The sequence below is a fragment of the Pseudomonas sp. LBUM1649 genome (assembly GCF_059716155.1).
Window position 1 is genome coordinate 5,731,551 of sequence record NZ_CP166807.1, and the last position, 25,671, is coordinate 5,757,221.

22 protein-coding genes are annotated in these 25,671 nt (G+C 58.7%); 15 read left to right on the forward strand and 7 right to left on the reverse strand.

Annotation, left to right across the window (positions count from 1 at the left end; genetic code table 11):
• The first annotated feature begins 10 nt into the window (after positions 1-10).
• The 10 genes from ACA058_RS26515 to ACA058_RS26560 all read left to right on the forward strand — a co-directional run bounded on the left by ACA058_RS26515 (position 11) and on the right by ACA058_RS26560 (position 15,222).
• Positions 11-1,450, forward strand: coding sequence for a sigma-54-dependent transcriptional regulator (locus ACA058_RS26515; protein ID WP_497636595.1), 1,440 nt, complete (start codon positions 11-13; stop codon positions 1,448-1,450).
• A 702-nt stretch (positions 1,451-2,152) separates the two neighbouring features.
• Positions 2,153-3,553 (forward strand): polynucleotide adenylyltransferase PcnB, encoded by a 1,401-nt coding sequence (locus ACA058_RS26520; protein ID WP_497636596.1) that lies wholly within the window; start codon positions 2,153-2,155, stop codon positions 3,551-3,553.
• A 3-nt stretch (positions 3,554-3,556) separates the two neighbouring features.
• A complete protein-coding gene (gene folK / locus ACA058_RS26525) occupies positions 3,557-4,045 on the forward strand; it encodes a 2-amino-4-hydroxy-6-hydroxymethyldihydropteridine diphosphokinase (protein ID WP_497636597.1) in 489 nt (162 codons plus the stop codon).
• A gap of 370 nt (positions 4,046-4,415) precedes the next feature.
• Positions 4,416-5,216: a 3-methyl-2-oxobutanoate hydroxymethyltransferase gene (gene panB / locus ACA058_RS26530; RefSeq protein WP_497636598.1), complete on the forward strand. Its 801-nt coding sequence runs from the start codon at positions 4,416-4,418 to the stop codon at positions 5,214-5,216.
• The gene (gene panC, locus ACA058_RS26535; protein WP_497636599.1) at positions 5,213-6,073 is read left to right on the forward strand and encodes a pantoate--beta-alanine ligase; all 861 of its coding nucleotides are present in this window, start codon (positions 5,213-5,215) and stop codon (positions 6,071-6,073) included. Before panB ends, panC begins: the two co-directional genes overlap by 4 nt.
• A gap of 245 nt (positions 6,074-6,318) precedes the next feature.
• Positions 6,319-7,983 carry a glucose-6-phosphate isomerase gene (pgi, locus tag ACA058_RS26540; RefSeq protein ID WP_497636600.1) on the forward strand — a complete coding sequence of 555 codons (1,665 nt, stop codon included), beginning with the start codon at positions 6,319-6,321 and terminating at the stop codon, positions 7,981-7,983.
• Positions 7,984-8,154: 171 nt separating this feature from the next.
• The gene (gene acs / locus ACA058_RS26545; RefSeq protein WP_497636601.1) at positions 8,155-10,092 is read left to right on the forward strand and encodes an acetate--CoA ligase; all 1,938 of its coding nucleotides are present in this window, start codon (positions 8,155-8,157) and stop codon (positions 10,090-10,092) included.
• Positions 10,093-10,130: 38 nt separating this feature from the next.
• Complete coding sequence (locus tag ACA058_RS26550; protein ID WP_497636602.1) at positions 10,131-11,000, forward strand: oxygenase MpaB family protein; 870 nt, start codon at positions 10,131-10,133, stop codon at positions 10,998-11,000.
• 157 nt (positions 11,001-11,157) lie between these two features.
• A complete protein-coding gene (locus tag ACA058_RS26555; RefSeq protein WP_497636603.1) occupies positions 11,158-12,174 on the forward strand; it encodes a class I SAM-dependent rRNA methyltransferase in 1,017 nt (338 codons plus the stop codon).
• A gap of 93 nt (positions 12,175-12,267) precedes the next feature.
• A complete protein-coding gene (locus ACA058_RS26560; RefSeq protein ID WP_497636604.1) occupies positions 12,268-15,222 on the forward strand; it encodes a DUF748 domain-containing protein in 2,955 nt (984 codons plus the stop codon).
• A 234-nt stretch (positions 15,223-15,456) separates the two neighbouring features.
• Here the strand turns inward: ACA058_RS26560 and ACA058_RS26565 are convergent, their stop codons facing one another.
• Both ACA058_RS26565 and ACA058_RS26570 read right to left on the reverse strand, forming a co-directional pair.
• Positions 15,457-15,810 carry a BON domain-containing protein gene (locus ACA058_RS26565; RefSeq protein ID WP_497636605.1) on the reverse strand — a complete coding sequence of 118 codons (354 nt, stop codon included), beginning with the start codon at positions 15,808-15,810 and terminating at the stop codon, positions 15,457-15,459.
• A 309-nt stretch (positions 15,811-16,119) separates the two neighbouring features.
• Entirely contained in the window at positions 16,120-16,539 is a 420-nt protein-coding gene (locus tag ACA058_RS26570) for a pilin (protein WP_497636606.1), read from the reverse strand.
• 258 nt (positions 16,540-16,797) lie between these two features.
• Between ACA058_RS26570 and ACA058_RS26575 the strand changes: the two genes are divergently transcribed.
• The 5 genes from ACA058_RS26575 to ACA058_RS26595 all read left to right on the forward strand — a co-directional run bounded on the left by ACA058_RS26575 (position 16,798) and on the right by ACA058_RS26595 (position 20,506).
• Entirely contained in the window at positions 16,798-18,015 is a 1,218-nt protein-coding gene (locus ACA058_RS26575; RefSeq protein ID WP_497636607.1) for a type II secretion system F family protein, read from the forward strand.
• Between the two features lies 1 nt (position 18,016).
• Entirely contained in the window at positions 18,017-18,889 is an 873-nt protein-coding gene (locus ACA058_RS26580) for a prepilin peptidase (RefSeq protein ID WP_497636608.1), read from the forward strand.
• On the forward strand, positions 18,886-19,509 hold the full coding sequence (coaE, locus tag ACA058_RS26585; RefSeq protein ID WP_497636609.1) for a dephospho-CoA kinase: 624 nt from the start codon (positions 18,886-18,888) through the stop codon (positions 19,507-19,509). The genes ACA058_RS26580 and coaE overlap by 4 nt, the downstream gene beginning before the upstream one ends.
• Positions 19,506-19,706, forward strand: a complete 201-nt coding sequence (yacG, locus tag ACA058_RS26590; RefSeq protein WP_060543361.1) for a DNA gyrase inhibitor YacG — start codon at positions 19,506-19,508, stop codon at positions 19,704-19,706. Before coaE ends, yacG begins: the two co-directional genes overlap by 4 nt.
• A 239-nt stretch (positions 19,707-19,945) precedes the next feature.
• Positions 19,946-20,506 carry a magnesium transporter gene (locus ACA058_RS26595; protein ID WP_497636610.1) on the forward strand — a complete coding sequence of 187 codons (561 nt, stop codon included), beginning with the start codon at positions 19,946-19,948 and terminating at the stop codon, positions 20,504-20,506.
• 32 nt (positions 20,507-20,538) lie between these two features.
• Here the strand turns inward: ACA058_RS26595 and ACA058_RS26600 are convergent, their stop codons facing one another.
• Genes ACA058_RS26600 through ACA058_RS26620 form a run of 5 tightly spaced genes read right to left on the reverse strand, consistent with a single transcriptional unit; the run spans position 20,539 to position 25,551 of the window.
• On the reverse strand, positions 20,539-20,856 hold the full coding sequence (locus ACA058_RS26600) for a cytochrome C oxidase subunit IV family protein (RefSeq protein WP_497636611.1): 318 nt from the start codon (positions 20,854-20,856) through the stop codon (positions 20,539-20,541).
• 13 nt (positions 20,857-20,869) lie between these two features.
• A complete protein-coding gene (locus tag ACA058_RS26605; RefSeq protein ID WP_497636612.1) occupies positions 20,870-21,583 on the reverse strand; it encodes a heme-copper oxidase subunit III family protein in 714 nt (237 codons plus the stop codon).
• 6 nt (positions 21,584-21,589) lie between these two features.
• Complete coding sequence (locus ACA058_RS26610; protein ID WP_497636613.1) at positions 21,590-22,282, reverse strand: cytochrome c oxidase subunit 3; 693 nt, start codon at positions 22,280-22,282, stop codon at positions 21,590-21,592.
• Entirely contained in the window at positions 22,279-24,054 is a 1,776-nt protein-coding gene (gene ctaD, locus ACA058_RS26615) for a cytochrome c oxidase subunit I (protein ID WP_497640008.1), read from the reverse strand. Before ctaD ends, ACA058_RS26610 begins: the two co-directional genes overlap by 4 nt.
• A 42-nt stretch (positions 24,055-24,096) precedes the next feature.
• A complete protein-coding gene (locus ACA058_RS26620; RefSeq protein ID WP_497636614.1) occupies positions 24,097-25,551 on the reverse strand; it encodes a c-type cytochrome in 1,455 nt (484 codons plus the stop codon).
• Positions 25,552-25,671 lie beyond the last annotated feature (120 nt).

Below are 25,671 nucleotides of genomic sequence, written 5' to 3' on the forward strand. Positions count from 1 at the left end.
TATCGAATCAATGCCGCACATTTTGATCGTCGAAGACGAAACAATTATCCGCTCCGCCTTGCGCCGCCTGCTGGAACGTAACCAGTATCAGGTCAGCGAAGCCGGTTCAGTGCAGGAAGCACAAGAACGCTTCACCATTCCCACGTTCGACCTGATCGTCAGTGACCTGCGCCTGCCGGGTGCGCCGGGCACCGAGCTGATCAAGCTTGGCCAGGGCACTCCGGTGCTGATCATGACCAGCTATGCCAGCCTGCGCTCGGCGGTGGACTCGATGAAGATGGGCGCGGTGGATTACATCGCCAAGCCTTTCGATCACGACGAAATGCTCCAGGCCGTCGCGCGCATCCTGCGTGACCGGCAATCGGCGCAAGCCAGTGGCGAACCGGTTGCCGGCAAAGTCGCCAATGGCGCGGCCAAACCCGGTAGCGACAACAGTAACGGTGAAATCGGCATCATCGGCTCGTGCCCACCGATGCAGGACCTGTATGGCAAGATCCGCAAAGTCGCGCCGACTGACTCCAATGTCCTGATCCAGGGCGAGTCCGGTACCGGTAAGGAACTGGTGGCGCGCGCCCTGCACAACCTCTCCAAGCGGGCCAAGGCGCCGATGATTTCGGTGAACTGCGCGGCTATTCCTGAAAGCCTGATCGAGTCCGAACTGTTCGGCCACGAGAAAGGCGCATTCACCGGCGCCAGCGCCGGACGTGCCGGCCTGGTGGAAGCGGCGGACGGCGGCACCTTGTTCCTCGATGAAATCGGTGAGCTGCCACTGGAAGCCCAGGCGCGCCTGTTGCGCGTGCTGCAGGAAGGTGAAATTCGTCGAGTGGGCTCGGTCCAGTCGCAGAAAGTCGATGTGCGCCTGATCGCTGCGACCCACCGCGACCTCAAGAGCCTGGCGAAGATCGGCCAGTTCCGTGAAGATTTGTACTACCGCCTCCACGTGATCGCCCTGAAACTGCCGGCGCTGCGCGAGCGTGGCGCGGACGTCAATGAAATCGCCAACGCCTTCCTGGCGCGCCAAAGCGCACGGATAAACCGGACAGACCTGAAATTTGCCCCTGACGCCGAGCAAGCCATTCGTCATTACTCGTGGCCAGGCAACGTTCGCGAGCTGGAAAACGCAGTCGAGCGTGCTGTCATCCTGTGCGAGAGCCCGGAAATTTCCGCCGAGCTGCTGGGCATCGACATCGAACTGGGCGATCTGGAAGACGACGAGTTCATCGGCCTGCCCCCGCAACAAGGTGGCAACAATACAGGCAACAACAATCATGAGCCGACCGAAGACCTGTCCCTGGAAGACTACTTCCAGCACTTCGTGCTCGAGCATCAGGATCACATGACCGAAACCGAGCTGGCACGCAAACTCGGGGTCAGTCGCAAGTGCCTGTGGGAACGCCGTCAGCGCCTGGGTATCCCACGGCGCAAAACCGGGGTACCGAGCGAGAGCTGAACCACACCTGTCTCATGTGCGGGTAACACATGACTTTGTGAAAAAACTGTTACCTCAGGTTTTTCACGTAACAGAGGCCGGGGCTTACGGTAACGAAGCCCCGGCTTTTTTTGGCCCTCATTGACCCCAGCGAAACGCCTAACCCCTTGTTTTACTGAGGTTCGCAAAAGTTGGCACGCACCCTGCTATATGTTTGGTACAAGAACAATAACAAGCAACGTACAAGACAATAAAAATAAGACGAATCGACTCACGCACAATAAAAACAAGACGGCGAGAGGCGCAGCTAACTGATTCTTTTGGAGAGGCGTTGTATTTGGGGCTTGCCCCACGACCAGGCCGAGAACAACAAAAAACTGTCTTAAGACAGAGCCTGAACTGGTTGGATCGCAAGATCACTGCAGCACAGCGACCAAAGCAATCCGTTTGCTCTTGGCTCCCGATTGGGAGGGTCATGAAGGAAAGCTTCATGGCAAGGGCACTCAACAAAAACAAGAAGCCCGAAACCAATAACAAAAATAGAGCATGCAACTACTTCTTGGGGAGCTTCGGCTCCCCTTGTAGTTTCTGCGATTCCCCCCCCCGCTCCTACGCCTCATATCTGCTGTGTCCTACACCATCCCTCGACTAAATGCTAGAATCCCCGCCCATCATCCGGTCATTCTTCGTTTTGGCCGAACATTCCTTCAAACAGTGCATCCCATGCTGAAGAAGCTGTTCCAGTCATTCCGTACTCCCGTGCGTCGTACGCAACACATCCGCAGTACGCCTGAAGTGCTCAACAGCGGCCAACATTCGCTGCAAAAGGCGCAATTCAGCCGTTACGCGGTGAACATCGTCGATCGCCTGCAGGGCGCCGGTTACCAGGCCTATCTGGTCGGCGGCTGTGTGCGTGACATGCTGCTCGGCATCACGCCGAAAGATTTTGACGTCGCCACCAGCGCCACGCCCGAACAGGTACGGGCCGAATTCCGTAATGCACGGATCATCGGCCGCCGGTTCAAACTGGTGCACATCCACTTTGGCCGCGAAATCATCGAAGTCGCGACCTTCCGCGCCAATCACCCACAAAACGATGAAGAGGAAGACAACAATCAATCCTCGCGCAACGAAAGCGGGCGCATCCTGCGCGATAACGTCTACGGGACCCTGGAAGAAGACGCGCAACGCCGTGACTTCACCATCAACGCCCTGTATTACGACCCGGTCAGCGAACGCATTCTCGATTACGCCAACGGCGTACACGACATTCGCAACCAACTGATCCGCTTGATTGGCGACCCCAAGCAGCGCTACCAGGAAGATCCGGTGCGGATGCTGCGCGCCGTGCGTTTTGCCGCCAAGCTGAATTTCGGTATCGAAAAACACAGCGCCGCGCCCATCCGCGATCTGGCGCCCATGCTGCGCGAGATCCCTTCGGCCCGCTTGTTTGAAGAAGTGCTCAAGCTGTTCCTGTCCGGTCACGCAGCTGACACCTTTGAAATGCTGGTCGACCTGCAATTGTTCGATCCGCTGTTCCCGGCCAGCGCCGAGGCACTGGAATACAACCCGACCTACACCCATACCCTGATCAGCGAAGCCCTGATCAACACCGACCTGCGCATCAAGCAGAACAAACCGGTGACCCCGGCGTTCCTGTTTGCCGCCCTGCTCTGGCCAGCCCTGCCGGCGCGCGTATTGCGTCTGCAAGACCGTGGCATGCCGCCGATTCCGGCGATGCAGGAAGCGGCTCACGAACTGATTGCCGAGCAGTGCCAGCGCATCGCCATCCCGAAACGCTTCACCATGCCGATCCGCGAGATCTGGGACATGCAGGAGCGCCTGCCACGGCGCAGCGGCAAACGTGCCGACCTGCTGCTGGACAATCCGCGATTCCGCGCCGGCTACGACTTCCTGCTGCTACGCGAAAGCGCGGGCGAGCAGACCGATGGCCTGGGCGAATGGTGGACCGACTATCAGGATGCCAATGACAGCGAGCGTCGCGACATGATTCGCGACCTCAGCGGCAAGGACGACGGCACCGGCGGCCCACGCAAACGTCGCCGCAGCGGCGGCTCCAAGCGCAAGCGCTCAGCGGACGCTTCGAGTACCACGGGCGAATAATCCATGGAACGCATCTACATCGGCATGGGCAGCAACCTCGCTGACCCCGCCGAACAGCTGCGCAGCGCCGCCCTGGCGCTGGCACAGTTGCCGCAATCGGAATGGGTCGGGGTTTCAGCCTTCTTTCAAAGCGACTCGTTGCTCCCCGGCCAACCGCGCTACACCAACGCGGTTGCCGCTCTCGACAGCACTCTGGCACCGCTTGAGCTTCTGGACGCTTTGCAGTCAATCGAAAACGGCCAGGGCCGCGAGCGCCTTGAGCGCTGGGGACCGCGCACGCTGGACCTGGACATTCTGCTGTTCGGTGACCGCCTGATCGACGAACCTCGCCTGAAAGTCCCGCATTACCATATGCAGGAGCGGGCCTTTGTGCTGTATCCATTGGCGGAATTGGCGCCCGCCGATCTGCGTTTGGCCGATGGCCGGACATTGGCCCAACTGCTGATGGCATGCCCGTTCGTCGGCCTGGAACGCCTCCCGATTCAACACTGACCTCCCTGTAGGAGCAAAGCTTGCTCGCGATGACGGACTTGTATCCGACATGTGTGCTGCCTGGCACACCGCCATCGCGAGCAAGCTTTGCTCCTACAGAAATCACCTACCCAGGACAGCATTGCGGTATCCCGCCTGCTGAAACGCATCAGTCAACCCGGTAACACCCCACGCGTAACAATGCGGTAACACACGCAATTGACTTCCCACGTTCTCCTCACGACTATAGGCGTCCCGCTGCCGCCAACACGGCATCAAGGGCGCAATCCAGGCCTTAAAAGCACGACAAAAGACCGTGCGCCTGTATTTAACGAAGAATCACGCGCGTTACTCGCAGTAGTTTCCACAGCGCCTGAATGAGGAACTTTTCATGCCAGCCATCACCCTGACCACTCTGCAAGGTCTCAAGCACAAAGGTGAAAAAATCACCATGCTGACCTGCTATGACGCGACCTTCGCCCACGCCTGCAATCAGGCCGGTGTCGAAGTGCTGCTGGTGGGCGACTCCCTCGGCATGGTTCTGCAAGGTCATGACAGCACCCTGCCGGTCACCACCGCCGATATGGCTTACCACGTGGCAGCCGTCAAACGCGGTAACACCGACGCCTTGATCCTTGCCGACTTGCCCTTCATGGCCTACGCCACCACGGAACAGGCCATGACCAACAGCGCCCTGCTGATGCAGGCGGGCGCTCACATGGTCAAGGTCGAAGGCGCGTTGTGGCTGGCGGACTCGATCCGCCTGCTGGCAGAACGAGGCATTCCGGTCTGTGCCCACATGGGCCTGACGCCGCAATCGGTGAACATCCTCGGCGGCTACAAGGTCCAGGGTCGCAACGAAAACCAGGCGCGGCAGATGCGTGCAGATGCCATTGCGCTGGAACAGGCCGGCGCGGCGATGCTGCTGCTCGAATGCGTGCCCAGCGAACTGGCCGAAGAAATCACCCAGGCCGTGAACATTCCGGTCATCGGGATTGGCGCCGGCCACCGCACCGACGGCCAGGTACTGGTCCTGCATGACATGCTGGGCTTGTCCATTACCGGTCGCGTACCCAAATTCGTGAAAAACTTCATGGCCGGCCAAACGAGCATTCACGCCGCCTTGAGCGCCTATGTCACCGAAGTCAAAGCGGCGACTTTCCCTGGCATCGAACATGGATTCTCTTCATGAACACCGTCAAAACCGTCCGCGAACTTCGGGCCGCCGTGGCCCGTGCCCGCAGTGAAGGCAAGCGCATCGGCTTTGTGCCGACCATGGGCAACCTGCACAGCGGTCATGTCGCGCTGATCACCAAGGCCACCCAACGGGTGGATTTCGTGGTCGCGAGCATTTTCGTCAACCCGTTGCAGTTCGGTGCCGGCGAAGACCTCGACAAATACCCGCGCACCCTCGCCGCCGATCAGGAAAAACTGCTCGAGGCCGGTTGCGACCTGCTGTTCACGCCAACCGTTGGAGAGATGTATCCCGACGGCATGACCGGCCAGACCCGCGTCAGCGTCCCGCAGATTTCCGAAGGCCTTTGTGGCGGCAGCCGTCCAGGGCATTTCGAAGGTGTGGCAACGGTGGTCAGCAAGCTGTTCAACATGGTCCAGCCGGACCTGGCGATCTTCGGCCAGAAAGACTTTCAGCAATTGGCGGTCATTCGCGCGCTGGTGCATGACCTGAACATGCCAATCCAGATCATTGGCGAGCCGACGGTGCGGGCGGCCGATGGCTTGGCACTATCGTCGCGCAATGGCTTCCTCAGCGAAGATCAGCGAGCCGTGGCACCGGTGGTGTATCGCACGCTGAGCGAGATCGCCGAAGCGATCAGGCAAGGTGAGCGCGATTACCCGGCCCTGATCCGCACCAAGCTGCAACAGCTCGAAGCGGCGGGGCTGCGCCCTGACTACCTGGAAATTCGCCATGGGCTGAGCCTGCGCCCGGCAACCCCGGAAGATCGGGACCTGGTGATTCTGGTGGCGGCGTTCCTGGGGACGACGCGCTTGATCGACAACCTGCACCTGAACCTCGACACCCCCGCCTGAATTCCCGCCACAATTCCCCCCACAATTCCCCCCACACCTCCCCCCACGACCGTGCCGGTATAAAAAAGTACCGGCCGCAGGTTCGACAAAGCCAAGACAGATCGTCTCTCTGGGTTTACTGTTACCGGTCTGCGCTATTTAATCGTGTGCACGCAGGCTAACCGGGTACCACCCAGACAGTGGTCAGGACATTCCGGTATTTTCAGTGTCTTAAAGGCAGTTCAAGTAAAAGGAAACCCGCAGCGATGGCGTACTACCGCACCCCCCACGACGTGACCGCCCTTCCCGCCTGGCAAGCGTTGCAAGACCACCGCCAGGCCATGCAGGATTTCAACATGCGCGAGGCCTTCAACGCCGACCCGCAGCGTTTTACCCAATTCACCCTGAGCAGCTGCGGCCTGTTTCTCGACTATTCGAAAAACCTGATCAACGCCCAAACCCGCGACCTGCTGGTGTGCCTGGCCGACGAAGTCGACCTCAAGGGCGCGATCAAATCGCTGTTCGATGGCGAAATCGTCAACGCCTCCGAAGAACGCCCCGCCCTGCACACCGCCCTGCGTCGCCCGGTCGGCGACAAGTTGTCGGTCAACGGCGTCAACGTGATGCCTGAAGTGCACAAGGTGCTGAACCAGATCACCGACCTCGTGGGCCGTATCCACGACGGCCTGTGGCGCGGCTACTCCGAGAAGCCGATCACTGACGTGGTCAACATCGGCATCGGTGGTTCGTTCCTCGGCCCGGAGCTGGTGTCCGAAGCCCTGCTGGCCTATGCCCAGAAAGGCGTGCGCTGCCACTACCTGGCGAACATCGATGGCAGTGAATTCCACGAACTGGCGATGAAACTGCGCGCCGAGACCACGCTGTTCATCGTCTCGTCGAAATCCTTCAACACTCTCGAAACCCTGAAAAACGCCCAGGCTGCACGCGCCTGGTACCTGGCCCAGGGTGGTTCGGAAGCCGAGCTGCATCGCCACTTCATCGCGGTATCGAGCAACAACGCTGCCGCCGTGGCGTTTGGCATCCGCGAAGAAAACATCTTCCCGATGTGGGACTGGGTCGGCGGGCGTTACTCACTGTGGTCGGCCATCGGCCTGCCGATCGCCCTGGCCATCGGCATGTCGAACTTCAAGGAGCTGCTGTCCGGTGCCTACACCATGGACCAGCACTTCCTGAACACCCCGTTCGAACAGAACATGCCGGTGCTGCTGGCCCTGCTGGGGGTCTGGTACGGCAATTTCTGGGGCGCGCAAAGCCACGCGATCCTGCCGTACGATCACTACCTGCGTAACATTACCAAGCACCTGCAACAGCTGGACATGGAATCCAATGGCAAGAGCGTGCGCCAGGACGGTACTCCCGTCAGCACCGATACCGGCCCGGTGATCTGGGGTGGTGTGGGCTGCAACGGCCAGCACGCTTACCACCAGTTGCTGCACCAGGGTACCCAACTGATCCCGGCCGACTTCATCGTGCCGATCGTCAGCTTCAACCCGGTGGCCGACCACCACCAGTGGCTGTACGCCAACTGCCTGTCGCAAAGCCAGGCGCTGATGCTCGGCAAGACCCTGGCCGAAGCCCAGGCCGAGCTGCGTGACAAAGGTATGAGCGAAGAGCAGGTGCAGAGCCTTGCGCCGCACAAGGTGATCCCGGGCAACCGTCCGAGCAACACCCTGGTGGTCGAGCGCATCAGCCCGCGGCGCCTCGGTGCGCTGGTGGCGATGTACGAACACAAAGTCTTCGTGCAAAGCGTGATCTGGGGCATCAATGCCTTCGACCAATGGGGTGTGGAACTGGGCAAGGAGCTGGGCAAAGGCGTCTACAACCGCCTGGTCGGCAGCGAAGAAACCCCGGCTGACGACGCGTCCACCCAGGGCTTGATCAACTACTTCCGCGGGCGTCACCGCGGTTGATCTGACGCCATTCCTGCGGGGGTACTAACCTTGTAGGAGCCGGCTTGCTGGCGAAAGCGCTGTGTCATTCAACATTTTTGTCGACTGATACGCCGCTTTCGCCAGCAAGCCGGCTCCTACGAGGGTCGCGCAGCTCCCCTCTTGTCGCCAAAACAAGAATAAGGAACCGTCATGTTCGATATCAGCACGTTCCCCAAAGCCGATGCCGTCCGCCGGGCTGCACAACTGAGTCAAGACGACTATCACCGCCTGTACCGCGAATCCATCGAACACCCGAGCACCTTCTGGGCCGAACAGGCCAACCGGTTTCTCGACTGGAGTACACCGTGGCAGACCGTCCAGCGCTATGACCTGAAAACCGGTGAAGCCCACTGGTTTGCCGGCGCAAAGCTGAACGTCAGCTACAACTGCATTGACCGTCACCTGGCAACACGCGGCGATCAAACCGCAATCATCTGGGAAGGCGACGACCCCGCCGAATCCACGCAAATCACTTACAAGAAACTTCACCATTACGTCTGCCGCCTGGCCAACGTGCTCAAAAGCCGTGGCGTGAAGAAAGGCGACCGGGTGTGCATCTACATGCCGATGATCCCTGAAGCGGCCTACGCCATGCTCGCCTGCACACGCATCGGTGCAGTGCATTCGGTGGTGTTCGGTGGGTTCTCGCCGGATTCGCTGCGCGACCGGATCCTCGACGCCGACTGCCGCACAGTGATCACTGCCGATGAAGGCGTGCGCGGCGGCAAGTTCGTACCGCTCAAGCACAATGTCGACAAGGCGCTGCAAGGCTGCCCGGATGTCAGCACTGTGGTCGTGGTCGAACGGACCCAGAACCCGGTGAATTGGGTCGAGGGCCGCGACCTCTGGTATCACCAGGCGCTGCGCGACGTCGGCGACGACTGCCCGCCCGAGCCGATGGACGCCGAAGACCCTCTGTTCATCCTCTACACCTCCGGCAGCACCGGCAAACCCAAAGGCGTGCTGCACACGACGGGAGGCTACCTGCTGCAAGCGGCAATGACCTTCAAATATGTGCTGGACTACCGCGATGGCGAAGTGTTCTGGTGCACCGCCGATGTCGGCTGGGTCACTGGCCACAGCTACATCGTCTACGGGCCCCTGGCCAATGGCGCCACCACCCTGATCTTCGAAGGCGTGCCGAGCTACCCGAGCACCTCGCGGTTCTGGCAGGTGATCGACAAGCACAAAGTGAACATCTTCTACACCGCCCCCACCGCGCTGCGCGCCCTGATGCGCGAGGGCGCAGAACCGTTGAAGGAAACGTCCCGTGCCAGCCTCAGATTGCTCGGCACAGTCGGTGAACCGATCAATCCGGAAGCGTGGGAGTGGTACTTCAATGTCGTCGGCGAACAGCGCTGCCCGATCGTCGATACCTGGTGGCAGACCGAAACCGGCGGCATCATGCTCAGCCCTCTGGTCAGTGCCAAACACATCAAACCCGGCTGCGCCACAAAACCGATGTTCGGTGTACAACCGGTGCTACTGGACGAGCATGGCAAGGAAATCAAAGGCGCCGGCAGCGGCGTGCTCGCCATAAAATCAAGCTGGCCGGCGCAGATCCGCAGCGTCTATGGCGACCCGCAACGAATGGTCGACACCTACTTCAAGCCCTACCCCGGCTACTATTTCACCGGCGATGGCGCCCGCCGCGACGAAGATGGCGACTACTGGATCACCGGGCGCATCGACGATGTCATCAATGTCTCCGGGCACCGCATCGGCACCGCCGAAGTGGAGAGCGCCCTGGTAGTGCACGACAGCATCGCCGAAGCCGCCGTGGTCGGTTACCCCCATGACGTCAAGGGCCAGGGCATCTACGCCTTCGTCACCCCCATGAACGGCGTCGAGCCCAACGAAGAACTGAAGAAAACCTTGCTGGCCCACGTCAGCAAGGAAATCGGCAGCTTCGCCAAGCCCGACCTGATCCAGTGGGCGCCGGCCTTGCCGAAAACCCGTTCAGGCAAGATCATGCGCCGCATTCTGCGCAAGATCGCCTGTAACGAACTGGACAGCCTGGGAGATACCTCGACCCTGGCCGACCCGAGCGTGGTCCAGGGCTTGATCGACAAGCGCCTGAACCAATAACGTACAGCCGTCTATTGTAGGAAAATCACCGGGACACCATGGAATTCATCCGTAGCCGTATTGAAACCCAGATCATGAGCCTGACCGGTCTGTCCCTGGGCAAGCTCGACCTGGAAAACCCCAAGGGCGACCCCGGGCTGTTCGGACCGGATTCCGTGAGCTGGCAAGTCCACGGCGACTTCAGCAGCATGTTGATCGGCGGTATCAGCGCCCTGATGTTGCAAGCGCTGCACCCGCTGGCCCTGGCCGGTGTATGGGACCATTCGAATTTTCGCGAGGATATGCTCGGTCGCCTGCGCCGCACCGGGCAATTCATCACCGGAACCACCTTCGGCTCACGACAGGACGCCGACTGGCTGATCGAGAAAGTCCGCACCATCCACCTGCAAGTCACCGGCACCGCGCCCGATGGCCGGCCCTATGCCGCCAGCGATCCCGACCTGCTGACCTGGGTGCACGTGGCCGAGGTCAGCAACTTCCTCGCCGCGCATTTGCGTTATCGAAATCCGCACCTGTCCCTGGCCGATCAGGATCGTTACTACGCAGAGATCGCGTTGGTGGCCGAACGCCTGGGCGCCCGTGACGTGCCGCGCTCCCGGCAGGAAATTGCCGCTTATCTTGAGCGCGTTCGCCCGCAACTGTTGTGCGACGAGCGTAGTCGTGAAGTGCTGCGGCTGCTGTTGAACGCCCCCTCCCCCAGTCGTTTGGCCAGGCCTTTCGGCGGTTTGATGATGCAGGCCGGGATCGACCTGCTGCCGGATTGGGCCAGTGACATGCTCGGTGTGAGCCAAGGGCCGCTGCAACGCAAACTGATCCGCGCCAGCGTCAATCGCAGCGCGCCGATGCTGCGCTGGGCGGTGCGCAATGGCTCGGTACATCGTGCGAAACGGCGGATGGGCCTGCTGTAGGAGCGAGCATGCTCGCGATGGACTCGAATACTGCGCGGAGTGTCAGGCCACCCAGCGTCATCGTTGACGACCATCGCGAGCATGCTCGCTCCTACAAGTGCTACTGCGCTCAAGCTGTTAAACTCCCGCGCCCAAATCCACCTGCAAGGCGCCCAGCATGTCATCCTTGAATCAGGCGCTGCGCGCCGCCCTTGAACATCGACAGGATCTGCTGGCCGAGTTGCACAGCCAGGGCACCGACTGCTATCGCCTGTTCCATGGCAGCCAGGAAGGCGCCGGGGGGCTGACGATCGACCGCTATGGCCCACAACTGATGGTGCAAAGCTTCCACCAGTCGCTGGACCGCGAGGCGTTGCTGCACTTGCACGAAATCGTCAATCAATACCTGGGGCTTGAAACCCTGTTGGTCTACAACGACCGTTCCCGTGGCAACTCGCGCATCGACCGTGAAGACACCGTCTACCGCGCCGACGAGGCCGCACTGCAAGACCTGGTTGGCCACGAGTGGGGCCTCAATTACCGGGTGCGCGGGCGACACGCTGGGCAAGACCCGCTGCTGTTCCTGGACCTGCGCAACACCCGTGGCTGGGTCAAGGAGCACAGCAAGGACAAGCGCGTGCTGAACCTGTTCGCCTACACCTGCGGGGTCGGTCTCAGCGCCGCAGCCGGTGGTGCCAGCGAGGTGTGCAACCTGGATTTTGCCGAAGGCAACCTGGCGGTCGGTCGCGAGAATGGCTTGCTCAACCCGCAATTGCCGACCATGGAATTCATCCAGTCCGACTACTTCCCGGCCATTCGCCAGTTGGCGGGCCTGCCCATCACCCAGCGTCGCGGGCAGAAATTGCCGAGCTATCAACGCCTGGAACAGCGTCAGTACGACCTGGTGCTGCTCGATCCCCCTGCCTGGGCCAAGAGTGCTTTCGGGACCGTCGACCTGCTGCGCGACTACCAGAGTCTGCTCAAGCCGGCATTGCTGACCACCGCTGACAACGGTGTGCTGATCTGCTGCAACAACCTGGCAAAAGTCAGCATGGACGACTGGCGCGAGCAGGTCTTGCGTTGCGCCGAGAAGGCCGGCCGGCCGGTACGGGAATGGACAGTCATGCAACCAGGCGGCGATTTCCCGTCGATGGACCAGCAGCCCCCCCTGAAAACCCTGATTCTGCAGTTCTGAAAGTCGCCCTTGGTTTCAGACAAATCCCGCCCGATGTGAGGACTTCGGAACGGAAATCGCGTGCCATACTCCAACGCACTCCGATTCAGACAGATGAAGCCGCACATGTACAAAGGATTGATTCGCGCCATCGGCGCCTTGTTGACTGCTCTGGCCCTCTACAGTCTGCTGGGCTTTCTGATTTTGCCGGGCATCGCGTTGCGCGTTGCCAACCAACAACTGGCCAACTACGCCACGATGCCCGCCACCCTCCAGCGTATCGAGCTCAACCCGTTCAGCCTTGAAGTGACCCTTTGGGGCCTGAACATCGGCGAACCCGGCAAGGAGCAGCTCGGCTTCGAACGCCTGTACGCCAACCTGCAACTCGACAGTCTCTGGACCAAGGCGCTGCATCTGTCGGATGTCGAACTGGAAAAGTCCAAGACCGAGGTGCTTTTCGACAAGGACGGCAAACTGAACCTGACCGGGTTGTTCAAACTGCCACAGAGCGAGCCGACGCCCGCGGATCCCGATGCTAAACCGTTCCCGCTGCGAATAGACCGGATCAATCTGGCGGGTGGTGCCGTGCACTTCGTGGATAACCGTCCCAGCGAACCCATCGAATTCCTCTACGACAAACTCGATTTCGAGTTGAAAAACCTCAGCACCCTGCCCGAAGACAGTGCCGACATGACCTTGGTCGCCATCGGCCCGGGAGGCGGACAGATCGACTGGACCGGCAACTTCAGCCTGATCCCGCTCGCCTCCGAAGGTAAGCTGAAAATCACCGATGGCAAGATGAAATCCTTTTGGCCCTATGTGCGCGACGCGGTGCCACTGGACCTCGAAAGCGGTGTTCTCAACCTCAGTACCGATTACAAACTCAACCTGTCCAAGCAAACCGAACTGCTGCTGAGTAACGTCGCGGTCAGCGTCGCACCCTTCGCGATCAAGGCCCCGGACGGACGGCCGCTGGCGAAACTCGAGCGTCTGGACATCAGCGAAACCACGGTGGACCTGGCCAAGCAACAAGTGGTGGTCGGCAAGATCCGCAGCCACAAGCTGGAAACCTGGGCAGCACTGGAAGCCGACGGGCAACTCGACTGGCAGAAACTGTTCGCCAGCCAACCGTCCAAACCGGCGGCCAAGGCCAACGCCGAAAAGCCGAGCACCCCGGCGGCCGCTGATTCACCGAAACCCGAACCGGCGACGCCAGGCAAACCCTGGCAAGTGCTGCTCAACGATGTGCAATTGCGCGATAACAAAGTGCATCTGGCGGACCGCAAAGCGCAGCCTGCGGTGGAACTGGAATTGAGCCCGCTGAATCTCGATTTGCAGAAGTTCGACAGCCTCAATGGCTCGCCCTTCATCCTCAAACTCGACACCGGCGTAGGCAAACAGGGCAAGCTCACGGCCGATGGCGAGGTCAACCTGGCTCCGGTCAGCGCCAGGCTCAACGTACAGACCAAGGACATCGACCTGCGCCTCGCCCAGTCCTACATCAGCCCGTTCATTCGCCTGGAACTGCGCAGCGGCATGCTCGGCAGCGACGTGGCGGTCAACCTGAAAAGCACCGACCCGCTGGCGCTCAGCGTCACCGGCCGCGCCCAGGTCGATCAACTGCATACCCTCGACACCCTGAAAACCCGCGACTTTCTCAAGTGGCAACGGTTGGTGGTCGAAGGCCTGAACTACCAACACGGCGACAGCCTGTCGATCGACAAGATCAACCTGCTGCAACCCTATGCGCGCTTCATGATCAACGATGACCGGACCACCAACATCGATGATCTGCTGATCCCGCAACCGGCCGACTCCGGCGCCAAGCCCGCCGCCGCCAAACCCGCCGCCAGCAAGGACAAGCCCCTGGGCATCCATATCGGTGGCATTGCCATCAACGACGGTTCTGCGAACTTCGCCGACTTCAGCCTGACCCCGAACTTCGCCACCGCCATTCAGCAGCTCAACGGTTCGATCGGCACCATCGACAGCCGTCAGGCGAAACGGGCCAGTGTCGACATCAAAGGCAAGGTTGACCGCTACGCACCGGTGACCATCAAGGGCGCGGTCAATCCGTTCGACCCGATGGCCGGCCTCGACATCGCCACCAGCTTCAAACGCGTGGAACTGACCACACTGACCCCCTACTCCGGCAAGTTCGCCGGATATCGCATCCGCAAGGGCCGACTCAACCTCGATCTGCATTACGTGATCATCAAGGGTCAGCTCAAGGCTGAAAACAAAGTGGTGGTCGAGCAGTTGCAACTGGGCGAAAAAGTCGACAGCCCGGATGCCGTGAGCCTGCCACTGAAACTGGCCATCGCCTTGCTCAAGGACGTCGATGGCAAGATTTCCATCGAACTGCCGGTGACCGGCGACCTGAACAATCCGCAGTTCAGCGTGATGCCGATTGTCTGGCAGACCCTGCGCAACCTGATCGTCAAGGCTGCCGCCGCGCCATTCAAACTCATTGGTGGTCTGGTGACCGGTGGTGGTTCGCAAGACCTGGGTACCGTGTCATTCGCGCCCGGGTCGAGCGACCTGAGCAAGGACGCCGAAGCGGCACTGGTCAAACTGTCCCAGGCCCTCGAGGAACGTCCGGCCCTGCGCCTGGAAATCGAAGGCACCGCCGCCAAGAGCAGTGACGGCCCGCTGATTGCCGAGCAACGCCTGGAACGGGAATATCAGTACAACTACTACAAAATGCTCCAGCGCCGCGGCGACAAGGTGCCGGCGAAGGCGAATTTGCTGGAGGTGCCCGACAGCGAAAAAGGTCCGCTGCTGGAAGGGATCTACCGCACACGCCTGAAGGTCCAGCCACCCGCCGAATGGAAAGACCTGGGCAAAGAAGATCGCACCGCGAAAATGCGCGCGGAGGTGATCCAGTTCTGGAGTTCCAGCGAAGTGCTTTTGCGTGAGCTGGGCCAGGAACGCGCCAGCAGCATCAAGGATTATCTGGTGGACAAGGGTCAGCTCGCCGACGACCGTGTGTACTTCATTGATGCCCAGTTGGGCGAAGCGGAAAAAGACGGCAAGGTCGTTACGCCACTGCATCTGGACGCTGAGTGATGGGCAAAGGGCCTGCTGCTGGGGCTGCGGTTCGAGGGTAACCGCTTAGTGCAGATCACCAGTAAACGCGGTAACTGAAAGTCTTTTGCTTTACATAGAACAGGCCCCGACACGAATGCCAGGGCCTGTAATGGCCACATCCTTGTGGCCGGTCGCATGAACTCTTCAGTTGCGGCAGACGTATGACTCAGCCCGTCTACCGCGCCTTCTCCCAGTCCAGGCGAGAAGTCTGCCTTACTCGGCTTTCAAGCCGTCAGCGGAGACCGCTTTGACGCCTTTGATTTTCTTGGTGATCGCCACGGCGGTGGATTTCTGGGCATCCGTTACCGCAACAGTGGACGACAGGGACACAACACCTTTGTTGGTTTCTACTTTGATATCGGTACCTGGAATGCCTTTTTCGGTAACCAGGTCTGATTTGACTTTGGTAGTGATCCAGGTATCAGAAACATCCTCTTTCGCTTCGGTGACTTCACCGGCGGCCAGCATCATCGGTGCTTGTGTGGCCTGAGTCTGGGCAAATGCAGCGTTGGCCATGGTCAGGGTCAGCGCGGTAGCAGTAGCGGCAGCAATAGCGAACTTCTTCATACAAGTAACTCCTGTTTTACTGGAAAATCTGCTGGGTTATCTGTCAGCAGGGTTACCAGAGATATTGCGAACGCTGTGCCAACTTTGAAACCGATTATATTTACTTATAAATCAATTACTTATAAAAACAGTCATTTTTCGCAATCATGCAAAATGCATGAGTTGGAAATTATCTACATGCAAGTTGCGGGTTTTGAAGAAGGCCTAAGGCCATGAATTGTCGGGATTTTCTGCAATGCCCTGGATTCCTGAGCGGCGGAATAAAAAATACCCCGCGAATGGCGGGGTATCAGGCAGTAAAGTGATGGATCAAGCTTTCGGGGCAACACCCGTGCAGCCTTTCGGCGCGTACTCCTGGTCGACACCGGTGGTGCACGCCCAGCCAGTCATCGAACGCGTCAGGGTAATGGTTTTATTCAGCACTGGCGCCGGAGCATCGAGGATTGTGCAACCAATCGTGCCCGTACCATCTGAGGCTTTGCCCGCTGCTGTCGTAGTGCAATTGGAAGTGGTTGCGGAACCGCCCACCTTCTTCAGATCCGGATCGGTCCCTTGATTCATGAGATCCTCAAACGGCACCTTCAATGCCGAAATCTCCGCCAGTCCCGCTGTCACCTTGGCCCGCGCCTGGTACTTGGAGTAAGCCGGGATCGCAAACGTCGCCAGAATCCCGATGATCGCCACAACGATCAGCAATTCGATCAGCGTAAAACCTTTTTGATTGTTCATTGACAGCCTCCGTGCATGAGTCGGAATCTCATGATCTGCACCAGCTGCAGCACAGCCCATGCCAGGCCCAGCGCGCCCTGTTCGCGGGGTGCACGGTCGCCACGAAGCCCCTTCCTACCCTCAGGAACCGCACTATCTGACACTTTTTGTCACCTCAAGACCGCTGGTTTGGTTCCACCGCTTGACTAGGCTATAAGTCTTGACCATGCAGGGCATTACCAGCCTTGAAGAAATCAACCGGGTCACCAAGGACTGAAGATGGCAGTCAAGGCAGCAAGAACCAGCGTGTACACCTGGGAAGGCACAGACAGGAAAGGCACGAAGGTGACGGGCGAGTTGAACGGTCAGAACCCGGCGCTGATCAAGGCGCAGTTGCGCAAGCAAGGCATCAATCCCGGCAAGGTGCGCAGAAAAACCACGTCGATTTTCAATCTGGGCAAACGCATCAAAGCCCAGGACATTGCCCTCTTCACCCGGCAGATGGCGACCATGCTGAAAGCCGGCGTGCCGTTGTTGCAGTCATTCGACATCATCGGTGAAGGCTTCGACAACCCGGCCATGCGCAAGCTGGTCGATGAGGTGAAACAGGAAGTGGCGGCGGGCAACAGTTTCGCCGCGGCCCTGCGCAAAAAACCGCAATACTTCGATGAGTTGTACTGCAACATGGTGGACGCCGGGGAACAGGCCGGCGCACTGGACACCCTGCTGGAACGGGTGGCGACCTACAAGGAAAAAAGCGAAAGTCTCAAGGCAAAAATCAAGAAAGCCATGACCTACCCGCTGATCGTCGTGTGCGTCGCGATCATCGTGACCGCAATCCTGCTGATCAAGGTGGTGCCGCAATTCGAATCCGTATTCAAGGGCTTTGGCGCTGAGCTGCCGGCCTTCACCCTGATGGTCATCGACCTGTCGCAATTCATGCAAGCGTGGTGGTGGCTGTTGCTGGGTGCGCTCACCGCGGCCGCTTTCGCTGTGCGCCACGCCCTGAAAACCTCGCAAGGTTTTCGCGACCGAATGGACACCTGGCTGCTGAAACTGCCGCTGATAGGCACCTTGATGTACAAGTCCGCCGTGGCCCGTTTCGCCCGCACGCTGTCGACGACCTTCGCCGCCGGTGTGCCGCTAGTGGAAGCCCTGGAGTCGGTGGCCGGCGCCACCGGCAACATCGTGTTCAAACGCGCGGTGCTGCGCATCCGGCAGGACGTTGCGACGGGCATGCAGCTGAATTTTTCCATGCGCACGTCCGGCATATTTCCAAACATGGCCATTCAGATGACCGCCATTGGCGAGGAGTCTGGTGCACTCGACGACATGCTCGACAAGGTCGCCGGTTTCTACGAGGACGAGGTCGACAATATGGTCGACAACCTCACCAGCCTGATGGAACCGTTCATCATGGTGGTGCTGGGTGTTATTGTCGGCGGCCTGGTGGTCGCGATGTACCTGCCCATCTTCCAACTCGGCTCAGCGATCTGACATGCCCTTGAACGAAATTCTGACTCACTTCCCGCTGGCTTTCGTCGTCATCGTTGGGGTGGTCGGCCTGCTGGTTGGCAGCTTCCTCAATGTATTGGTCTGGCGCCTGCCGAAAATGCTCGAGCGCGAGTGGCGCGTGCAGGCCCATGAGATCCTCGGGCTGCCCGGCGAAACGCCGTTGTCGACCTACAATCTGATGCTGCCGCACTCCCAATGTCCACATTGCGGCCACCGGATTCGTGCCTGGGAAAACATTCCGGTATTCAGCTTCCTGTTCCTGCGCGGGCGCTGCTCGGCATGCGCGACGCCGATCAGCAAACGCTATCCATTGACCGAACTGGCCTGCGCCCTGCTGTCGGCATTCATTGCCTGGCACTTCGGTTTCGGCTGGCAAGCCGGCATGGCGTTGCTCCTGACCTGGGGCTTGCTGGCCATGAGCCTGATCGACGCCGAGCATCAACTGCTACCGGATGTTCTGGTGCTACCGCTGATGTGGCTGGGGCTGATCGTCAACAGCCTCGATCTGTTCGTGCCATTGCCTGAGGCGTTGTGGGGCGCCATTGCCGGCTACATGGCGCTGTGGACGGTGTTCTGGGTGTTCAAGCTGATCACCGGCAAGGACGGCATGGGGCATGGTGATTTCAAGCTACTGGCGATGTTTGGCGCCTGGGGCGGTTGGCAGATCCTGCCGCTGACGATCGTCTTGTCATCCCTGGTGGGCGCGATCATCGGCGCGGTTTACCTGCGCCTGCGCAAGGCAAAAACTTCGACGCCGATCCCTTTCGGACCCTATCTGGCCATTGCCGGCTGGATTGCCTTGCTCTGGGGTGGTCAAATAACCGACTTCTATTGGCAGTTTGTCGGTCTGAAATGAATACCCCTGTGGAAAAACCCTGGATTCTCGGCTTGACCGGCGGCATCGGCAGCGGCAAAAGTGCGGCGGCCCAACACTTCATCGACCTGGGCGTGCACGCGGTCGATGCCGATCATGCCGCTCGCTGGGTGGTGGAACCTGGTCGGCCGGCGCTGGCGAAGATTACCCAACACTTCGGTCCCGGCGTGTTGCAAGCCGACGGGCAACTGGACCGCGCCGCGTTGCGCAAATTGATCTTCGAAGTACCGGAGCAACGCCTTTGGCTGGAAGCCTTGTTGCATCCGCTTATCGCCGAAGAGATTGCCCATCATCTGGCGCTGGCAAAATCACCTTACGCGATCCTGGTTTCGCCGCTGCTGATCGAGTCCGGCCAGTACGCCATGACCCAACGGGTCCTGGTGATCGATGCCCCCGAACAGTTGCAGATCGAACGCACCCTGCGGCGTGACCAGACCAGCGAACAGCAGGTCCAGGCGATCCTCAAGGCCCAGTCCAGCCGTCAGGATCGCGTAAGCCATGCCGACGACGTGGTGGTCAACGACCGGGACCTCACCTGGCTGCACAGCGAGGTCGAACGCCTGCATCACTTTTACCTTACTTTGCGTGGAGGCCAGTCATGAGCCAGATCCCAACCGTCGAATGCCCAACCTGTGGTGCCCCTGTCGAATGGAGCCCCGAGAGCAAATTCCGGCCGTTCTGTTCCGACCGGTGCAAACTGATCGACCTGGGCGCCTGGGCGTCGGAAGAGCACAAGATTCCAGTGGCCCCGGATGCCGAGGACGAGCTGTTCAGCGGCGATTTCGACCCGCGCCACTGATCCCGATCATCAGCGGTGTGTCTTACGCGAGAAATCGATGAGGTGTGCCAGGCACTGATGCCGTTTTTTTTTGGATCTTGACACCCAATTTTCCGCATGCTAGCGAGTGCTATACTACTTTCGGGTTGCATGAAGAGTGCAACGTTTCCCACGGGTACCAATACCGACGGTAAATCTCAGTTAACGGCTGCTGGACAGAGGAGGTCTACAGCAAAAATAAACGAGATGGGAGGTGTGGCATGAACCGACACTATTACATCAGTGACAATCTCGACGATCTTGAAACCGTTGAAAATGAACTGGAAGCCAGCGGCATCAATTCAGAACAGATTCATGTGCTCAGTGAACAGGTTGCTGATGTTGAACAACATCACCTCCACGAGATTAGCTCGTTGATGGAACAAGATGCTGTTCACTCTGGTGAGATTGGTGCGGTGATCGGTGTGCCACTCGCGGCACTGGTCCTGGGTGGCTCCTATTGGATGGGCTGGACCGAATCCGCCGCAGGCTGGATGCCCTTCATCTTCCTTGCTATTGTTATTTTGGGCTTCAGCATCTGGGAAGGCGGTTTTTTTGGGTTCCAGGTGCCGAACACTCACTTCCGCAATTTCAAGCAGGCGGTAAAAGAGGGCAAACACATCTTCTTCGTGGATGTTGAACCGAATCAGGAATCAGTACTGGACCAGGTAATCGGACATCATCCAATGCTGGAAATCGCCGGCACGGGAGCGGCAGCCCCCCACTGGACAGTAGCCTGGCAGCACAAATGGCATCAGTTCAAGCGCGTGATATCGGGTTAGCTCCTGGAGACTGAGGGCCATCCGAAGGCTGCTTATTGGCCAAAGGAAATGACCCTGCTGAGGAAAACATAGTCTGCCTCGGTGGCCATCAGTCCGACGAGCACCAGTAAACACAAAGGTGGCACCAATATGGCGTACACCATGGCCAACCGCTCCCAGGCCATATGCATGAAGATGGAGACAATCAAGCCTGCCTTCAGCAACATGAAAGTGATAATCAGTGACCACCGGAGGTAGCCGTGGAACTGGAAATAGTCGACAAGGTACGACAGCGTACTGAGGACGAATAACAGCCCCCAGATTTTGAGATACAAACTGATTGGATGTTGCTGACCCTGAGCATGTGCCATCACCCGTGCTCCTCTACCATAAATAGAAGAAAGCAAAAATAAACACCCACACCAAATCCACGAAGTGCCAATAAAGCCCGGCTATCTCGACGTTCTGATAGTTTCCGGAGTGCTCATAATCTCCCCGCAATACTTTCATCGCCACAATGCCGAGGTAGATAGCGCCGATCGACACATGCAGTCCGTGGAAACCGGTAATCATGAAAAAGGCGGCGCCAAATTGTGCCGCCCCCATGGGATTCCCCCAAGGACGCACTCCCTCTGCGATGAGCTTGCTCCATTCAAATGCCTGCATGCCGACGAAGGCCACACCCAAGGCAGCAGTCGCCAGCATCAGGGCTGCGGTTTTCGCGCGATCACGGCGATAGGCGTAATTGACTGCCATGGCCATCGTGCCGCTGCTGCTGATCAGCACAAAGGTCATGATGGCGATCAGAATGAGCGGGATTTCTCTACCACCGATCGTCAATGCAAACACTTCACTGGGATTCGGCCATGCGGTGGTGATGGTCATGCGTACCGACATGTAGCCGGTTAAAAAACAGGTGAATATAAAAGTATCGCTGAGCAGGAATATCCACATCATCGCCTTGCCCCAAGGCACCTGCTTGAAGACCTCTCTATCCGAGGACCAGTCGCTGGCGATGCCCTGCCATCCCGGTGCAGGCGGTGAGTCTGGTGGATTGGATGAGCCGGACTCGGCGGGGACTTGTGGATGCGATGCCATGGTTTTTCACCTCAGGCCGCAGAATCTGGCGATGGCTTCATAGATTTCCGGCGTGCTGGTCAACAGCGCGAATAGCACGAACCAAAGACCCAACAAGTAATGCCAATAGATGGCACAGAGCTCTACGCTGGCGCTGAGTTGCGGCAACGGCACATGACGCAAGAATTTAGCGACGGTCCTGCCCCACGCGATCAACCCGCCCAACAGGTGGAGGCCGTGCACGCCGGTCAACAGGTAGAAGAAACTGTTGGCCGGATTGCTGGCGACAAAGTAGCCCCAGGCGGCAAACTGCTGCCAGACCCAGAGTTGCCCCGCCAGAAAGGCAATGGCAAATCCTCCCCCCAATACAAAACCAATGACCGTTGCGTCCATTCGAGCCCGGTGGGCGGCCATGCGCGACCACTGCAGAGCGATGCAACTCAATACCAGAAAAGCCGAATTCACCCACAGCTGCCATGGATTGGCCAGCGGCGCCATGGGTTCTGTCAGGGGGAGCCAGTCGGCCATTTGTGAGCGGGCGATAAAAGCGAGCAGGAAGAGAAAGAATAACGAGCTCACCACGACCAGAAACAAGCGCAGGCCTGTTTTTGCGATTTGGTTTCGATCGGTACCCTCGGCGGACTGAATACCTTCAGGATCGCGATTCCAACTGCCGCCGGGGTCAGCGCCGTCGGCATTTCTCAATAGCTGTCTGTTCATGTTTTAACGTCCGCTATCCTGGTTCCGGCACTGAGTTGCCGCATTTGCTCCAGTTCCTCGGCGGAGACCGTTTGCGGCACGAAATCCTGTTCTATCCCCGGCACGCTGTAGTCATAGGCCCAACGATGCACCACCGGTAGCTTGGCTCCCCAGTTACCGTGTACCGGTGGGGTGTCCGGCGTTTGCCATTCCAGACTGGCCGCGCCCCAAGGGTTACTGCCTGCGGGTTTACCTTTAAATACACTCCAGGCCATGTTGAACAGGAACAGCAGTTGGGAAACGCCGACGATCAATGCGACCACCGTAATGAAGGCATTCAACTCTTGCGCCGACTGCGGAATGAAGGCGTAGTTGTCATAGGCGTAGTACCGACGAGGCATCCCCTGGAAGCCCAGATAGTGCATCGGGAAGAAGATGGCGTAGGTGCCCAGAAAAGTTATCCAGAAATGCAACTTACCCAGGGTGTCGTTAAACATGCGCCCGGAGACCTTCGGGAACCAATGATAAATACCGCCGAACACCACCAGTACCGGTGCGACCCCCATGACCATATGAAAATGGGCTACGACGAAATAGGTGTCCGAGAGCGGAATATCGACGATCACATTGCCGAGGAACAACCCGGTCAGACCGCCGACCAGGAAGGTGACGATAAAGGCCAGGGCAAACAGCATCGGCACAGTCAGATGGATGTCGCCCCGCCAAAGGGTCAGCACCCAGTTGTAGACTTTCAGGGCAGTCGGCACCGCGATGATCAAGGTGGTAACGGCGAAGAAAAAGCCAAAGTACGGGTTCATTCCGCTGACATACATATGGTGCGCCCAGACCACAAAGCTGAGCACGCCAATCGCAATAATGGCCCACACCATCATTCGGTAGCCGAAGATATTTTTGCGCGCATGCGTGCTGATCAGGTCGGAGACCAGACCAAACGCAGGGAGCGCAACGATATAGACTTCCGGGTGGCCAAAGAACCAGAACAGGTGCTGGAACAATATCGGGCTGCCACCCTGGTGATCGAGCTGCTGCCCCAGCGAGATCATCGCCGGCATGAAGAAGCTGGTGCCCAACAGCTTGTCAAACAGCATCATGACCGCACTGACAAATAACGCCGGGAAAGCCAGCAAGGCCATGATCGAGGCCATGAAGATTCCCCATACGGAGAGCGGCATGCGAAACAATGTCATGCCGTGCGTGCGCGCCTGCAACACCGTGGTGACGTAGTTCAATCCGCCCATGGTGGCGGCAACAATAAAAATCGCCAGTGAGACGAGCATCATGACGATGCCCCATTCAACCCCCGGTGTTCCCTGAGAAATGGACTGGGGCGGATAGAGCGTCCAGCCCGAACCGGTGGGGCCGCCGGGGACAAAGAAACTGGAGAGCAACACCACGACCGCCAGCAGGTAGAACCAGTAGCTCAGCATGTTGACATAGGGGAAGACCATGTCGCGGGCGCCCACCATCAGCGGGATCAGATAGTTACCGAAGCCACCCAAAAACAAGGCCGTCAGCAGGTAAATGACCATGATCATGCCGTGCATGGTCATCGCCTGATAGTAAGCACTGGCGTCCATGAACTCCAGACTGCCGGGGAAGCCTAGCTGTAAGCGCATCAAGCCAGACAACACCACGGCGATAACACCCACGAACAAAGCCGTCAGGGAGTATTGAATGGCTATGACCTTGTGGTCCTGACTCCAGATGTATTTGGTCAGGAAACTTTTAGGCTCGTGCAGTGCTTCTGTTTCGGCTTGCTCCGCATAGGCCATCACGTCATCCTCCTGTCGAAGTTTCGGTGCATTCCTGGCTGCTTACGGCTGCTTCCCTGGCTCAGCCTTGTTCGCGTCAGCGTCGGCATTGGCTTTGGATTTGATAAAAGCGATCAGTGCGTTCAACTCCTGATCACTCGGGGTAAAGGCCGGCATGACGGCTGCATAGCCTTTGACGATTTTGGCGCCGGGATCAAGAATCGAATCCTTTATATAGCCCTCGTCGGCCTTGATACTCGTACCGTCGGCAAAGGTTACGGTCTCGCCATACAGGCCCTGCCAGCTGGGGCCGACGCCCTTGCTGCCATCGACACTGTGGCAGGCCAGACAGCCGAGCGATTGGGCCAGCTGTTGTCCCTGCGTCACCAGGTCCTCACCTGAACCCGAGGCTTGGGGCGCAACACCCAGTGATTTGATCAGGGCGATGAGCGCGCCCAGTTCATCGTCATTGAGAGTATAGGCCACCATGACCGGCGGGTAGCCCTGTACCAGACGGGCCTGCGGCGTGAGGATCGACTCTTTCAGGTAAGCCTCATCGACCAGCGCACTGGTGCCATCGGCAAACTGTTCAGTGCGACCGTACAGCCCCTTCCATCCCGGGCCGAGACGGGTACTGCCATCCTGGCTATGGCAGGCACTGCAGCCGTATTGTTCGACCAACTGGCGACCTTTTTCCAGCACGCTGTCCTGACTGGGTTTGGCAGCTGACACTAATGTCTGCGCAAAGGTCGGCTGGCTGTTCAGCCATTGATCGAAGGCACCCTGCTCCTCCACGATCATCTGGCCGCGCATGTTGTAATGACCTACGCCACAAAATTCAGCGCAAAGGACTTCATATTTCCCGGTTTTAGTCGGCGTAAACCAAAAGTACGACACCATCCCCGGCACCATGTCCATCTTGCTGCGAATTTGCGGTATATAAAAATTGTGCAATACATCTTTAGACCGCAGTAAAACTTTTACCGGCCGATCCAGCGGAAGTCTGATTTCATTATTTTTTATAAGTACATCGTCCTGCCCGGCGGGATCCTTGGGATCAACGCCGAGGGGATTGATGGCATTGACAAACTTGATATCCGATTTCCCCAACTTTCCGTCCTGACCGGGAAAACGAAAGGCCCACTGCCACTGCTGGGCAACCACTTCAAGTTCATAAGCATCTTTCGGCACCCGGATGAAATCATTGTAGACAACCAGGCCCGGCGCCAACATCGCGGCGATACCTATCGAGGTCACTACAATCAACCAGAACTCCAACCTTTTACTTTCTGGCTGGTAGTGCGCCCTGGAACCTTCCTTATGGCGATAACGCATCACGGCGACTGCCATGAACACCGTAATGGCGATGAAAAATATTCCGCTAATGATCAGGGTAATGAAAAGTGTGGTGTCTATTGATCCCCAGTTGGAGGCGGGCGGTGCCGCATGCCAAGGCGCTAGTACATGAAAGAGCACTGAGGCAATAACGATCAGAATCAAGACAATTGCTATCGCCATTTTCTCTTCATCCTATTCCTGTTGCTCATTGGTTATGCGCAAGCATCGCCACTGACGTCCAGGCAGGGCAGGCAACTACCACCCGTGGTGGCAAAACCAGTAAAAAGTATAGGTCGGCAA

Coding starts and splice junctions, on each gene's coding strand:
- ACA058_RS26515 (WP_497636595.1), top strand. CDS start 11: ATGCCGCACATTTTGATCGTCGAAGACGAAACAATTATCCGCTCCGCC.
- ACA058_RS26520 (WP_497636596.1), top strand. CDS start 2,153: ATGCTGAAGAAGCTGTTCCAGTCATTCCGTACTCCCGTGCGTCGTACG.
- folK (WP_497636597.1), top strand. CDS start 3,557: ATGGAACGCATCTACATCGGCATGGGCAGCAACCTCGCTGACCCCGCC.
- panB (WP_497636598.1), top strand. CDS start 4,416: ATGCCAGCCATCACCCTGACCACTCTGCAAGGTCTCAAGCACAAAGGT.
- panC (WP_497636599.1), top strand. CDS start 5,213: ATGAACACCGTCAAAACCGTCCGCGAACTTCGGGCCGCCGTGGCCCGT.
- pgi (WP_497636600.1), top strand. CDS start 6,319: ATGGCGTACTACCGCACCCCCCACGACGTGACCGCCCTTCCCGCCTGG.
- acs (WP_497636601.1), top strand. CDS start 8,155: ATGTTCGATATCAGCACGTTCCCCAAAGCCGATGCCGTCCGCCGGGCT.
- ACA058_RS26550 (WP_497636602.1), top strand. CDS start 10,131: ATGGAATTCATCCGTAGCCGTATTGAAACCCAGATCATGAGCCTGACC.
- ACA058_RS26555 (WP_497636603.1), top strand. CDS start 11,158: ATGTCATCCTTGAATCAGGCGCTGCGCGCCGCCCTTGAACATCGACAG.
- ACA058_RS26560 (WP_497636604.1), top strand. CDS start 12,268: ATGAAGCCGCACATGTACAAAGGATTGATTCGCGCCATCGGCGCCTTG.
- ACA058_RS26565 (WP_497636605.1), bottom strand. CDS start 15,810: ATGAAGAAGTTCGCTATTGCTGCCGCTACTGCTACCGCGCTGACCCTG.
- ACA058_RS26570 (WP_497636606.1), bottom strand. CDS start 16,539: ATGAACAATCAAAAAGGTTTTACGCTGATCGAATTGCTGATCGTTGTG.
- ACA058_RS26575 (WP_497636607.1), top strand. CDS start 16,798: ATGGCAGTCAAGGCAGCAAGAACCAGCGTGTACACCTGGGAAGGCACA.
- ACA058_RS26580 (WP_497636608.1), top strand. CDS start 18,017: ATGCCCTTGAACGAAATTCTGACTCACTTCCCGCTGGCTTTCGTCGTC.
- coaE (WP_497636609.1), top strand. CDS start 18,886: ATGAATACCCCTGTGGAAAAACCCTGGATTCTCGGCTTGACCGGCGGC.
- yacG (WP_060543361.1), top strand. CDS start 19,506: ATGAGCCAGATCCCAACCGTCGAATGCCCAACCTGTGGTGCCCCTGTC.
- ACA058_RS26595 (WP_497636610.1), top strand. CDS start 19,946: ATGAACCGACACTATTACATCAGTGACAATCTCGACGATCTTGAAACC.
- ACA058_RS26600 (WP_497636611.1), bottom strand. CDS start 20,856: ATGGCACATGCTCAGGGTCAGCAACATCCAATCAGTTTGTATCTCAAA.
- ACA058_RS26605 (WP_497636612.1), bottom strand. CDS start 21,583: ATGGCATCGCATCCACAAGTCCCCGCCGAGTCCGGCTCATCCAATCCA.
- ACA058_RS26610 (WP_497636613.1), bottom strand. CDS start 22,282: ATGAACAGACAGCTATTGAGAAATGCCGACGGCGCTGACCCCGGCGGC.
- ctaD (WP_497640008.1), bottom strand. CDS start 24,054: ATGGCCTATGCGGAGCAAGCCGAAACAGAAGCACTGCACGAGCCTAAA.
- ACA058_RS26620 (WP_497636614.1), bottom strand. CDS start 25,551: ATGGCGATAGCAATTGTCTTGATTCTGATCGTTATTGCCTCAGTGCTC.